The 13,169-nt window shown below is 35.9% G+C and carries 13 protein-coding genes, 1 tRNA gene and 1 pseudogene; 9 read left to right on the top strand and 6 right to left on the bottom strand.

Annotated features, from left to right (window positions below; all coding sequences use genetic code 11):
• Positions 1 to 24: 24 nt before the first annotated feature.
• Positions 25 to 1,251: a 2-oxoglutarate dehydrogenase complex dihydrolipoyllysine-residue succinyltransferase gene (gene odhB / locus BLW28_RS02545; RefSeq protein ID WP_073214935.1), complete on the top strand. Its 1,227-nt coding sequence runs from the start codon at positions 25 to 27 to the stop codon at positions 1,249 to 1,251.
• 290 nt (positions 1,252 to 1,541) lie between these two features.
• Here odhB and BLW28_RS02540 read toward each other — a convergent pair whose 3' ends face one another.
• The 3 genes from BLW28_RS02540 to BLW28_RS02530 all read right to left on the bottom strand — a co-directional run bounded on the left by BLW28_RS02540 (position 1,542) and on the right by BLW28_RS02530 (position 4,694).
• The gene (locus BLW28_RS02540) at positions 1,542 to 2,183 is read right to left on the bottom strand and encodes a response regulator (protein WP_073214931.1); all 642 of its coding nucleotides are present in this window, start codon (positions 2,181 to 2,183) and stop codon (positions 1,542 to 1,544) included.
• The gene (locus BLW28_RS02535; protein WP_073214928.1) at positions 2,180 to 4,186 is read right to left on the bottom strand and encodes a tetratricopeptide repeat-containing sensor histidine kinase; all 2,007 of its coding nucleotides are present in this window, start codon (positions 4,184 to 4,186) and stop codon (positions 2,180 to 2,182) included. Before BLW28_RS02535 ends, BLW28_RS02540 begins: the two co-directional genes overlap by 4 nt.
• A gap of 73 nt (positions 4,187 to 4,259) precedes the next feature.
• Positions 4,260 to 4,694, bottom strand: a complete 435-nt coding sequence (locus BLW28_RS02530; RefSeq protein WP_073215113.1) for a retropepsin-like aspartic protease family protein — start codon at positions 4,692 to 4,694, stop codon at positions 4,260 to 4,262.
• A 48-nt stretch (positions 4,695 to 4,742) separates the two neighbouring features.
• Here BLW28_RS02530 and BLW28_RS02525 point away from each other — a divergent pair, with 48 nt between their 5' ends.
• The 8 genes from BLW28_RS02525 to BLW28_RS02490 all read left to right on the top strand — a co-directional run bounded on the left by BLW28_RS02525 (position 4,743) and on the right by BLW28_RS02490 (position 10,313).
• Positions 4,743 to 5,507 carry a TatD family hydrolase gene (locus BLW28_RS02525; protein ID WP_073214926.1) on the top strand — a complete coding sequence of 255 codons (765 nt, stop codon included), beginning with the start codon at positions 4,743 to 4,745 and terminating at the stop codon, positions 5,505 to 5,507.
• 13 nt (positions 5,508 to 5,520) lie between these two features.
• The gene (locus tag BLW28_RS02520) at positions 5,521 to 6,549 is read left to right on the top strand and encodes an asparaginase (RefSeq protein WP_073214923.1); all 1,029 of its coding nucleotides are present in this window, start codon (positions 5,521 to 5,523) and stop codon (positions 6,547 to 6,549) included.
• Between the two features lie 138 nt (positions 6,550 to 6,687).
• Positions 6,688 to 6,775 (top strand) — tRNA-Ser (locus BLW28_RS02515).
• 344 nt (positions 6,776 to 7,119) lie between these two features.
• Positions 7,120 to 7,932, top strand: coding sequence for a MotA/TolQ/ExbB proton channel family protein (locus BLW28_RS02510; protein ID WP_073214920.1), 813 nt, complete (start codon positions 7,120 to 7,122; stop codon positions 7,930 to 7,932).
• A 12-nt stretch (positions 7,933 to 7,944) separates the two neighbouring features.
• A complete protein-coding gene (locus BLW28_RS02505; protein WP_073214916.1) occupies positions 7,945 to 8,367 on the top strand; it encodes a hypothetical protein in 423 nt (140 codons plus the stop codon).
• A gap of 3 nt (positions 8,368 to 8,370) precedes the next feature.
• A complete protein-coding gene (locus BLW28_RS02500; RefSeq protein ID WP_073214913.1) occupies positions 8,371 to 9,015 on the top strand; it encodes an ExbD/TolR family protein in 645 nt (214 codons plus the stop codon).
• An 11-nt stretch (positions 9,016 to 9,026) separates the two neighbouring features.
• Positions 9,027 to 9,500 (top strand): ExbD/TolR family protein, encoded by a 474-nt coding sequence (locus BLW28_RS02495; protein ID WP_073214910.1) that lies wholly within the window; start codon positions 9,027 to 9,029, stop codon positions 9,498 to 9,500.
• A 96-nt stretch (positions 9,501 to 9,596) separates the two neighbouring features.
• Positions 9,597 to 10,313 (top strand): porin family protein, encoded by a 717-nt coding sequence (locus BLW28_RS02490; protein ID WP_073214907.1) that lies wholly within the window; start codon positions 9,597 to 9,599, stop codon positions 10,311 to 10,313.
• A gap of 124 nt (positions 10,314 to 10,437) precedes the next feature.
• Here the strand turns inward: BLW28_RS02490 and BLW28_RS16130 are convergent.
• The 3 genes and pseudogenes from BLW28_RS16130 to rpoN all read right to left on the bottom strand — a co-directional run.
• Positions 10,438 to 10,635, bottom strand: a pseudogene (locus BLW28_RS16130) (T9SS type A sorting domain-containing protein); the annotation flags it as partial.
• A gap of 412 nt (positions 10,636 to 11,047) precedes the next feature.
• Positions 11,048 to 11,653, bottom strand: coding sequence for a hypothetical protein (locus BLW28_RS02480; protein ID WP_073214904.1), 606 nt, complete (start codon positions 11,651 to 11,653; stop codon positions 11,048 to 11,050).
• The gene (gene rpoN / locus BLW28_RS02475) at positions 11,653 to 13,116 is read right to left on the bottom strand and encodes an RNA polymerase factor sigma-54 (RefSeq protein ID WP_073214900.1); all 1,464 of its coding nucleotides are present in this window, start codon (positions 13,114 to 13,116) and stop codon (positions 11,653 to 11,655) included. The genes BLW28_RS02480 and rpoN overlap by 1 nt, the downstream gene beginning before the upstream one ends.
• Positions 13,117 to 13,169 lie beyond the last annotated feature (53 nt).

Raw genomic sequence — 13,169 nt, 5'->3', positions numbered from 1 at the left:
CATTGAGGTTAAAAAATAAATACTATGGCATTAGAAATGAAAGTCCCTTCTCCGGGAGAGTCCATTACTGAAGTAGAAATAGCAGCTTGGTTAGTCTCTGATGGAGATTATGTTGAAAAAGATCAAGCTATCGCTGAAATAGATAGCGATAAAGCTACATTAGAACTTCCAGCAGAAGCTAGTGGAATAATAACGCTAAAAGCTGAAGAAGGTGACGCAGTTGCCGTTGGTGACGTTGTATGTTTAATTGATACCGACGCAGCAAAACCAGACGGAGCCAAAAAAGAAGCTGCTGAATCGCCTAAAAAAGAGGAGCCTAAAAAAGCTGAAGATAAGCCAAAAGCCGATGCTGAAAAGAAAGATGCCGAAACATACGCTACAGGTTCAGCTTCACCTGCTGCTAAGAAAATTCTACAAGAAAAGTCCATCATGTCCAAGGATGTAAAAGGCAGCGGACGCGATGGCCGAATTACCAAAGAAGATGCCGTAAATGCAGTGCCTTCTATGGGATCTCCTAGCTCTGGAAACAGAGGTAGTGAAAGAAAAAAATTGTCGATGTTGCGTCGTAAAGTGGCAGAGCGTTTGGTTTCTGCTAAAAATGAAACAGCAATGCTTACTACGTTCAACGAAGTAGACATGACGCCTATTTTTGAATTAAGAAGTAAGTACAAGGAGCAATTTAAAGAAAAACACGGCGTTGGTCTCGGTTTTATGTCGTTCTTCACGTTAGCTGTTGTACGTGCCCTTGAAATGTACCCTGACGTGAATTCTATGATCGATGGAGATTATATGATTTCTTATGACTTTAAGGATATTTCAATTGCCGTTTCTGGGCCAAAAGGCTTGATGGTTCCTGTAATTAGAAATGCTGAAAACTTAAGCTTTAGAGGTGTTGAAGAAGAAGTAAAAAGATTAGCACTTAGAGCACGCGATGGTCAAATAACCGTAGATGAAATGACAGGAGGAACCTTTACCATTTCTAATGGAGGTGTTTTTGGAAGTATGCTATCTACACCAATTATTAACCCACCACAGTCTGCCATTCTAGGAATGCACAATATTGTTGAGCGCCCAATAGTACGAGATGGGGGCATTGTAGTAGCCCCAATAATGTTTGTGGCACTATCTTACGACCATAGAATAATTGACGGAAAAGAGTCTGTAGGATTTTTAGTTGCTGTTAAAGAAGCACTAGAAAATCCGGAAGAGCTATTGATGGATAATAACGTGAAACGCGCGTTAGAACTATAACGAATTGTCTTTATAATACAAAAAATCCGGTCGATCGACCGGATTTTTTTGGTTAGTTAGGCTAACTCATTCTAAGACAACTTAACTTTTTTTATCAATTTTAATGAGTGCAGCTAGTTGACAACTCGACTCATTAAAACTTAAGTTTTACAATATCTTAGCCTGATGCATTTAAAACTTTACTACAAAAAGATATTACATCTTTCACATTGTAAAGATGCGATTCAAAAGTGAGCTTTAAAATACGTGGTAACACGTAATTTTATACTAACTAAAAACGGTTACGAACATTAAGTCAATTTACTTTGATGCTCTTTTGCCCAAATCAGCAGGCTGTTTGTTTTAGGTTCAAGGTCTAGTTTTGTAATGATGTTTGAACGGTGTTTTTCAACCGTACGATAAGAAATAAAAAGATGTGAAGCTATTTCCTTATTCGTTTTATCTTGGGCGATTAATTTTAGTATCTTTTTTTCTGAAGGAGTAAGCTTATTAAGTTCTGAATCTTCTACAAACACTACGCCTATTAATTCTTTAAGCTTTTCACTAAAAAAAGGCTCGCCTGTTTTTACGGTTTGAATGCACGTTTCAATTTCCTCCAGCGCAAATTCCTTTAAAATATATCCGTATATATTTAACTCTTTTGCCTTTTGGTATAATTCTTTTTCTTTATGAAGGGTTATTAAAACAATTTTAGTTTCGATATTTTGATTGGCACATTTTTGAGCAATTTCAATTCCTGACATATAAGGCATTTGTATGTCTAATATGGCAATGTCTGGTTTTTCGTGAACTATCAAGTTATAAGCTTCACGACCATCTTTTCCACTACCAATTAAATTATAGTCCTTTTCGACTAAAAAATCTCGCAATCCTTTTAATAAAAGGGGATGGTCGTCTGCAATAATTATCGAGGGATTTATCAAGTGTGTCATATCGGAAATTGAAATTCGATTAAAGTACCGCTATCTTTCTTAGTATTGACTTTCATTTGGCCATTTAAAACTTTGGTACGCTCTAATAACGTTTTAAGACCAAGGGACTTTGAATTTTTATATCGCTCACTAAAGTCAAAACCGCTACCATTATCTTCTATAGAGATAATGACATTTTTTTCTAATTTTTTAATCAATATTTTCCCCGCCCCAGCTTGGGCGTGTTTAAGAATGTTACTTAAGCTTTCCTGAACGATTCTGTAGATATTTACTTCATCTTCTTTAGAAAAAATATTGTCTATATTATCTATTTCAGAAGAAATAAACAGCGTAGTATTCTCATCAATTTGATCTAAAGTGTATTCAATAGCTTTGGTAATACCCAATTCTTGAAGTTGAAACGGATATAAATCTCGCGAAATGCCTCTCACTTCTTCAATCGTTTGGTTTACCATATCCTTGGTGTCTTCATCTCCCGCAAGCATCAATCTATTTTTAATGACAAGTAACTGCTGCCCAATTCCGTCGTGCAAATCCTTCGAAATTCGTCTTCTTTCATTTTCTTGAAAAACCAACAATTCCTGACTAAATTTCTCGTGAAGTAATTTGTTTTCTTTTAAATGAAGTTGGTTTCTGTATAATAAAATTACTCCAAAAAACAAGAGAATAGCAATCCCTCCAAAAAGAGCTGCCTTTTTAAACGATTCATTATCTTTTTCTAAAAGACTAATACTTGCATTTTTTTTAACTAGTTCTTTTTCTCGCTTCTCAGCTTCATATAAAGTTTGATAATAAAGCAAGGCATTGGTGTTACTTTTATTGTAGATAATATCTTTTAATTCTGCTGCGGCTTTAGAACTTTCAATACTTTCGAGTAAATCGCCTGCACAAAAATAAATGTCTGAAAGCAAATTATGACTCGCCATAATCTCATCTTCAATTCCTAGTTGCCGGGCTAGTTCGAGCTTTGTTTTTGCCAAAGTTAACGCCGATTCTAATTCGCCTGTAGCTTTTAGATAGGCTGCTTTTCCACTTAGATAGTTAATTTCGGATGCAATGTCGCCCGAAAAGTTGTAGTCTAAAGCTTCAATTAAATCCAAATGTCGTTTTGCCTCAACAAACTGATTGTTCTCGCAGTAGTAAACAATTAACATGGCGTGGATTCCTAGAAATGTAGATTTATTCGAAGGAGTTTTATCGTACAATTCTTCAGCTTTCAGCAGTGATTTGAATTCAAGTTCGCCCTCCCCCATTTTTCGATAATCAATTGCTTGATTGTAATATTCGCCCGCTAAATATGAATCCAATTCAAGTAATTTCATTTTGCTTATGAGTAGGTCCCGTTCTTTCTTGGCTTTATCATAAAAACCATTCATACTAAACATGTTAATTACGCCTTGTTGCGCATAAACCATGTAGGCGTATTCTTTTTTGTCTTCATATCGCGTATAAGCTTGAGTAAAGTTTTCACTAGCTTTTACAAATTTTCCCATGCTTGAATAGGCTTGCCCTCTAAAAAGATAAGCATCGGCTTTATTAAGTGTATCGTGTTTAGAAAAATTTACCAACGCAGTAGTATAGTCTTCAATAGCCCTTTCTAGGTTTCCTTTTGCGAGCGCTCTTCCTCTTTTAAGGTAGAGTCCTCCTAACAATAGACTGTCCTTAATTTTGTGTTTTTTTTCTAGAACTTTTTCGATTATTTCAACGGCCTTCATTGGGTCACCAGCAAAATTGGTTAGCGGACGTTGTAAATTCATTGCTTTTCTGGCAGCATCTTCAATGCTGTCCATTGATTCTGCAAGTTCAATATATTGAAGACTATACTCTATAAACGCTTTGGGGTTAGAGGAAAAAGTTCGGATTAATAAACTATCTAAAGCTACTAGCCTTTCCTCATCCGATTCGCTAGAGTTAGCGATTTTTTCGTAATGCAAAATATCCTGGCAATACCCGAAAAAAGGATAGAGCCCAATAATAAAGAATAAGGGGATAATTTTCTTCAAGCCGGTTTATTAAGTTCAATTTAAATATAAAAATACTTAAATTATTGAACATACTTAGGGCTAAAGACACTTTCTATTTCACATAAAAGCAATTTCTGCCATAATCTATCACCGCGCGATGATGTTTTAAGAAGTCAGCACCAATAATTCCGTGTACAGATTTTTCATCCACTTGCCTTAATGCTTCGTTTACGTGGGAAAGGTCAAACAACACAAAATCCATGTCTGAGATTTCCCATTCTTTAATGGCAAATGTGTTATTTCTAGACAACATTGTTTCCATATTGGTCGCCCCGGCACCAGCTGCTTTAATAAGACTGTCTTCACTTACTAATAAAAACCTTTCACTTTCGGTAAAACCAATACAACTTGTAGAAGCTCCTGTATCGAGAATAAAATTACCCTTAACGCCATTTATTTTTGCCGAAAACAAGTAATGTCCTGTAATAAGTTTTTTAAGAGGAATACGAAAGAAGCCGTGAGCCTCGATAAATTTACGTAATTGCATTGGCATTTTTCAGTAAAGATAGTAAACAAAATTGGTAGCTTTGTAGCTATGTTGACAGATACCCACACTCATTTATATAGTGAAGCTTTTAAAGACGATCGAGCCGAAATGATGAAGCGCGCCTTCGATCAAGGAATAGATCGGTTTTTTATTCCTGCGATAGATTCAAGCTATACAGACGCTATGTTCTCGTTAGAAAAAGAATATCCCACACAGGTGTTTTTGATGATGGGTCTACATCCTACATCTGTAAAGGAAAACTACGAATCAGAATTGAATTTGGTTGAAGCGCACTTTAAAAAAAGAAATTTTTATGCCGTTGGCGAAATAGGAATCGATTTGTATTGGGACACTTCTACTTTGGAAATTCAAAAAATCGCTTTTAAACGACAAATACAATTAGCTAAAAAGTACAAATTACCTATCGTTATTCATTGCCGTGATGCATTCGACGAAATATTTGAGGTATTGGAAACTGAAAAAGATGACAATCTCTTCGGAATTTTTCATTGCTTCACCGGAACTTTTGAACAAGCGCAGCAAGCTATTTCGTATAATATGAAACTCGGGATTGGCGGTGTGGTAACTTTTAAGAATGGAAAAATTGACACATTTTTAAATAAGATTCCGCTTAAACATATCGTTTTGGAAACAGATTCGCCCTATCTTGCTCCGGTGCCCTTTCGAGGAAAACGAAATGAAAGCAGTTATTTAACTTTAATATGTAAAAAGCTTTCTGAAATATACAATGTACCTGAAGCCGAAATAGCCCAAATAACCACCGAAAACTCCAAAGCCGTTTTTGGCATATAAATGTGTAAGCAATATGACTAAGAAACCAAATATACTCCTTATATATACTGGTGGAACCATTGGGATGATCAAAGATTTTGATACTGGCGCACTTCGCAACTTCAACTTTGACGAATTGCTCAATCACATTCCAGAGCTCAAGCTTCTTGATTGTAACATTAAAACCACAACCTTCGCAGAACCCATTGACAGTTCAAATATGGATCCTAAGTATTGGGTGGAAATTGCATCTATTATTGAGGAAAATTACGAATCGATGGATGGATTTGTCGTTCTTCACGGTAGCGACACCATGTCGTACACTGCATCTGCCTTAAGTTTTATGTTGGAAAACTTAGGAAAACCTGTGATTTTTACTGGATCACAACTTCCTATCGGAGATTTACGCACCGATGCCAAAGAAAACCTTATTACGTCTATTCAAATTGCTGCACTTAAAGAAAAAGGTGTATCTAAAATAGCTGAGGTATGCCTCTATTTTGAATATAAATTATACCGAGCAAACAGAACGACCAAGATTAACGCAGAACACTTTGAAGCCTTTGCTTCTCTTAATTATCCAGATTTAGTAATAAGCGGCGTAAACTTGGTTGTCAATGACAAAGCACTTTACAAACCAAATCGACGAAAAAAATTGATAGTTCACAAAACATTAGAAAGCAATATTATGCTAGTAAAAATGTTTCCTGGAATGGAAGAAGCCACATTAAAGCATCTGTTTTCTTATCCAGACCTGAAAGGATTAATCATAGAAACCTATGGAACTGGGAATGTAACTAACGTTAAGTGGTTTTTAGATTTACTTAAATCGGTTATAAAACGAGGAATTCCCGTAGTTAATATAACGCAATGTGCAGGTGGGAGCGTAAATATGGGATTATATGAAACAAGCACAGATTTAAAGAAAATTGGCATAATTAGCGGAAAAGATTGCACAACAGAAGCAGCATTGGCTAAATTAATGTATTTATTAGGACAAAATATATCGGCTACTAGTTTCAAAACCATATTTGAAACCTCCCTTCGCGGAGAAATGAGTTAAATTAACCTCCTAAATTATTTTATGGGTGGGATTTTTTTTTGATATTTGGCAATCGATTGGAAGAAATGCGTCTTCCTAGTGTATTTGAAATATTTTCTGGCCATTGATCCTGAAAATTCGAAAGGAACAAAATTAAATAGAGAGGTGGCCGAGTGGTCGAAGGCGCACGCCTGGAAAGTGTGTATACGCCAAAAGCGTATCGAGGGTTCGAATCCCTTCCTCTCTGCGAATACGTTTTCAAACTGTAAATTTATTGGCGCAAGCTTCAAATGAATTTATGAATAGTAAGCTATAATTGCCTTTGAATCAGTAATACGTCGTGAAATATTTTTAAATCGCTTTTATACTTACTGAGTAATTAAAGAACAAAAACTAAAACGCAACTTTTACAACAAGTTTTGCATTATAACGTTTAACGTTCAATAAGAAAAAACCTATCATGAAAACTTAATATTCTTATAACTTTGCAAATACTGCCAAATGCAGTGTAGATTATTATTCTTGTAGTTTAACTAATTTATTTTATATCTTTAAACCCTTAACTAAAAATCAAACCTTAAGTCGATAGCAATGAAAAAATTATTCTCTATTATGGCGGTTGCCGCAATGGTATTTGTGGGCTCGTTAAACGCAAACGCCGCAACGGCGCAAACAATGCCAAACAGTTCACAAGCTTTGCTCACAGCAGCTACAGTTACTTTTATTCAGGACGATGCAGCTACTGCAGCCAGTACTGAAACAAAAGGATTTCACCAAGAACTAAAAGAACGTTTTGTAGAAGGTGGACCTGCATTTATGGGGATTGTACTATTGTGTCTTATTCTTGGACTGGCAATCGCTATCGAAAGAATTATTTATCTTAATCTTTCAACAACAAACACTCAGAAGCTAGCTCAAGAAGTGGAGGATGCACTTAATAGCGGTGGAGTTGAAGCTGCTAAAGAAGTATGCCGAAACACAAAAGGCCCAGTTGCTTCTATCTACTATCAAGGTCTTGATCGTGCAGATGAAGGCGTTGATGTTGCTGAAAAAGCAGTTGTAGCTTACGGAGGTGTACAAATGGGACAACTTGAAAAGAACGTTTCTTGGATTTCTTTATTTATCGCAATTGCACCTATGCTTGGTTTCATGGGAACTGTAATTGGTATGATTGATGCATTCGATAAAATTCAGGCAGCAGGAGATATGAACCCGTCGTTGGTTGCAGGAGGTATTAAAGTAGCTCTTTTAACAACAGTATTCGGTTTGATCGTTGCAATTATCCTTCAAATTTTCTACAACTATATTATCGCAAAAATCGATAGTATTGTTAACAGTATGGAAGATGCTTCTATCACTTTAATCGATATGCTGTTCGACTATAAAGTAAAAAACAAAATCTAAACAAACCACAAGATGTCATTACATAAAATTTTAAAAATAGTAGCATTGCTTCTTAGCGTTGCAGGGATTATTTTTCTTGCAATGATCATCGTGAAAGGTGATCAAGAAGTAATCGACACAGGGGAAGGCTTAGATGGTTTCTTGTATGTGGCGTATATAACGCTTGCCATTACAGTAGCATTTGTACTTTTCTTTGTTATAAAAGGAGTTTTCTCTGGAAATATTAAGAACACATTAATCTCAATTGGAGCTTTTCTGCTAATTGTAATTGTTTCGTACGCTCTAGCAGATGGAACCCCAATGCAAATGCGCGATGTATCCCTTTCTGCCAGTGGCGCAAAATGGATAGACACTGGTCTATATGTATTTTACATATTGGGCATTTTAGCTATTGGAGCAATGGTTTTAAGCGGAGTTAAAAAAGTAATTAAATAAATTATGGCAAGAAGAGCAACACCAGAAGTAAACGCAGGGTCTATGGCAGACATCGCATTCCTGTTGCTTATCTTTTTCTTGGTTACAACAACCATCGAAAAGGATAAAGGTATTGCGAGACAATTGCCACCTAAGGAACCGCCAACAGATGAAAAGGTTATAATAAAGGAAAAAAACCTCTTTATTGTAAACGTAAACAGACAGGACCAATTATTGGTAGATGATAACCTAATGGAGCTTAAAGACCTTCGTAAGGCCGCTATCAACTTCCTAGATAATGGAGGCGCTCCAGCTGGAACTGCAGAATACTGTAATTATTGTAAGGGTGGTATGGCTGACAACCCAAACAAGCATAATCCAAAGTCATCGGACAATCCAGATAAGGCAGTAATATCAGTCCAAAATGACAGACTTACCTCATATAAAATGTATATCGCTGTTCAAAATGAATTGGTAGCAGCTTATAATTATTTAAGAGATAGAGAATCACAAAGACTTTATGGTTGGAAGTTTACAGAAATGAGTAAAGCTCTGGATGAAGGAAGCTATAAAGGCGATAAAGATTTGTTACAAGAAAAACTCGAGGTCGTTCAGAAACTGTTTCCTCAGAAATTATCAGAGGCAGAACCTAAAAAATCTGGATCCTAAAAATATTATCAATGGCTAAGTTTACAAAGAAAAAAGAAGGCGGATTGCCACCTGTTTCTACAGCATCCCTCCCGGATATTGTATTTATGTTACTATTCTTTTTTATGGTGGTAACAGTTTTGCGGGATGACAATTTGTTAGTTATGAACAAATTGCCAAAGGCAGATCAGGTAGAAAAACTGAAGAAAGACAGGTCAGTGTATATTTATGCAGGGAAACCTAGCGCGAGATACCAAGAAAAATTTGGAACTGAACCTAAAATACAAATCGGTGATAAGTACACAGACATTACAAATATTAAATTCGCATTGACAGAAGCGCGTCAAAAACTTCTTCCTGAATTACAGGACAAAGTGATGGTAGCTTTAAAAGTTGATGAAGAAACTAATACTGGAATGGTTACCGATATTAAACAAGAATTACGTGATTTAAACATGTTAAAAATAATCTACATTACCACTCCAGGGAATGAAGTAGAACAGTAAAATTACTTAATAATCTATCAAAACGCCTTGTTACAGAATTTGTAGACAAGGCGTTTTTTTATTCCGTAATACTGAAAATACACTTATCTTTAACCTATGGATACGCTTTTAAAGTTGCGAAATTTCTGGCTTATACTATTTCTTCCAGTAATGGTGTTTTCACAAGAGGAAGTAATAGACGGCACAAACGAATCGTATGCCGATTTAAAGTACAGAGAAGACCAGTTTTACTTTGGCATTACGTACAACCTAATCCCTAATTCCCCTCCTGGAATGAGTTCTAGAGGGCTTTCTGGCGGACTTCAGATAGGGTTTCTGAGGGACATGCCAATTAATGAAAGGCGCAATATAGCAGTTGCCGTGGGGTTAGGATTAACATATGATCAATTTGGGCAAAATTTATTTATAGGAGAGGACGCTGAAGGAAACACTATTTTCAATGTACTAGATAGTGATGTAGATTATACCCAAAACCGATTTGGCATGGCAATGGTAGAAATTCCATTAGAATTTAGATGGCGCACCTCCACTCCTACCGAATATAGATTTTGGCGAATTTATGCTGGAGCCCGGATCGGATATGCTTATTGGCATAAAGCTACTTTTAAACAACCTGGAAATAATGTGAACCAAACGAAAATATCTGAGTTTGACCCTGTTCGTGTTTCTGCAACACTAAGCTTCGGATACAATACCTTCAATTTTTTTGCTGCATACAGCCTGAGCCCGTTTTTTAAGGACGCTTATACCATCGAAGGCGACAAAATAGATCTTAGAAGCCTTAAGGTTGGCTTGATGTTTTATATTCTGTAATATGCATAGTTTTCACTTTTTCAGCTTACTAATTTTAAACAGAAGCCATTCAAAAGCCTCAACGGAACAAACATTTGAAAAATCAAAAATTTGAATACAGGGCAATCTACCAATTTCCATTCATTTAAATAAGAAGATCCTTACTCACTCTACTATAATTTCTTGATTTAATATTCAAAAAATACAGGCCGCTCGATAACTGCGAAACATCCAAGATGTACCCATTTTGGATAGTCAAATTTTGATTGGTTAAAAGTTTCCCTTCAACATTAAAAATTTGGACTTCGATAGTTTCAACAGCATTTTTTAAATTTAAAGTAAGTTGTTCGGCTGCTGATTTGGGTAAATAAGAAACTGTGGTTCTTTAAAGTTGTATTAACCAATATTTGGTTTCCATAAAAAACTTGATTTCCACTTGGTGAGGTTAAAATAGAATCGTCATTAATGGCATCAATTATCTCGTAAGAAAAAACACCCTGTTTTTAAGCCGTTTAAATCAAACGCGACACATAAAATTAGATAATTAATAACGATTCAACAAAACCGATGAAAACGAACTCTATTGTTATAGTAGCGATAAAATTTTTTTATTCGAAAAGTTTATAAGTTTCGAGCAAGATATGAAATAGCATGTGGCAGAGAGATTAATATTATTAAAAAGTCTGATTCATATAAAATGAAGGCATTAATCCAATTAGGTGTTCCCTCAAACTTCATGAAAGCTGCAACCCTAATTATAGCCACATATTGAATAAAATAAGCTGAGGCAGCGCCCCAACCAGGAAACCTAATCCTAATTCCAAATAGCTATGTGCATTTGCTTGTAACCTAGAGGAAGCCACCCAGCCATTTACAAAGAAAAAGAAACTGATAGGTATCAAAAGGTTTATTTTGAAATGTGCGCTCAAACCGACTAAAAAAAGCAGTAAGCCCGCGACCCCTATTTGGTGAAGGCTTACTTTTACTTTAAATAACACCATCACCAAAGAAGCAAATGCCGAAAATAAAATTCCCACAAAAAAGAAATATAGCTCTGGATTATCATACGGATTAAAGACCATTTTAATGACCAGCAACAACAATACACACTGAATCATTAACGGATATTTGCGCTCCTTTACATTCCTTAAATAAATAGTTTCTACTTGTCTTAGTGTTTTGAGTAAAAAAAAGACAACTATTGGAATGATAACCGTAACAATTGTAAGCGCAAAGAGGTTTGCTGTTACTAGTTCATACTCTACAAATCGCGGCGTAATATAAAAGTATATTGCTGTACCCATTATAGGCATCAGCAATGGGTGAAAGAGAATAGATCCAAGTTTTAGAAATAACCTCATCAAATTTCTTTTCTGAGTCGGGCTACGGGAAGGTCTAGTTGCTCCCTGTATTTAGCGATAGTTCGCCGGGCAATTGGATATCCTTTTTCTAACAGAAGTTTTGCTAATTTATCATCGGTATAAGGTTTACGCTTGTCTTCGTCAGCAATAATCATTTCGAGAATTTTTTTAATTTCCCGCGTAGAAACGTCTTCGCCCATTTCGTTTTTCATGGATTCACTAAAAAACTCCTTAATTAGTTTAGTGCCATACGGTGTATCTACATATTTACTATTGGCCACACGAGAAACCGTAGAGACATCCATATTAATTTTATCGGCGATGTCTTTTAAAATCATTGGTTTAAGCTTTCGCTCATCTCCAGACAAAAAGTATTCCTTTTGATGATGCATAATAGCATTCATAGTAACAAACAAAGTCTGCTGACGTTGTTTTATGGCATCGATAAACCATTTAGCAGCGTCTAGTTTTTGTTTTATGAAAATCACCGCATCTTTCTGGGCCTTCGATTTCTCCTTAGATTCCTTATAGCCTTTCAGCATATTGGTGTAATCGTGAGAAATATGAAGTTCTGGTGCATTGCGGCCATTCAATGTTAAATCTAGTTCGCCATCCACAATTTTAATCGCAAAGTCAGGAACTACGTGTTCCACAATTCGGTTATTTCCTGCATAGGTTCCGCCTGGTTTCGGATTTAATCCTTCTATTTCCCGGATTGCTTCCCTAAGCTGATCTTCAGTAATATCGAATTTCTGGATAAGTTTTTTATAGTGTTTTTTACTAAAAGGTTCAAAAGCAGTTTCTATAATTTCAATTGCCAAAGAAACCGAAGGAGTTGGGTCTTTACGCTCTAATTGGAGTAGCAAACATTCTTGAAGATCGCGTGCAGCAACTCCCGGAGGATCTAATTCTTGCACGATTGTTAACACCTTTTCAACATTATCTTCAGAAGTATATACATTTTGCGTAAAGGCTAAATCGTCGACAATGTCTTCAATTTCCCTACGAATGTAGCCGCTTTCATCTACACTTCCGACGAGAAATTTTGCGATTTCCTTTTCGTCCTCATCCAATCGATAGGTATTGAGTTGTTGGAGTAGATATTGGTTAAAAGATGTTCCTGCAGCGTATGGAATTTGGCGATCTTCATCGTCGGCACTATAATTATTTGCTGAAAGTTTATAGCTAGGAACCTCGTCATCGCTTAAATAATCATCAACATTAATATCTGTTTCGATAACCTCATTGCCTTCATCGTAGTCGTCTTCAAATTTATCATTTTCAAATTCGCTGTCGTAGGTATCGCTATCATCCTTTCCACCTTCCAAAGCTGGATTTTCCTGCATTTCCTGCGAAATACGTTGCTCAAAAGCTTGTAAAGGAAGCTGTATCATCTTCATCAACTGAATTTGTTGCGGAGATAATTTCTGTGAGAGTTTTAGATTTAATTGCTGCTTTAACATAGTTTAATCAACACATCAATAGGTTGTGGAAATAATTGGTTTTGTTATAAAGT

It is taken from the genome of Aequorivita viscosa (assembly GCF_900106795.1).
GTDB classification, from domain to species: domain Bacteria; phylum Bacteroidota; class Bacteroidia; order Flavobacteriales; family Flavobacteriaceae; genus Aequorivita; species Aequorivita viscosa.
This window is presented reverse-complemented; position numbering and strand designations above follow the sequence as displayed.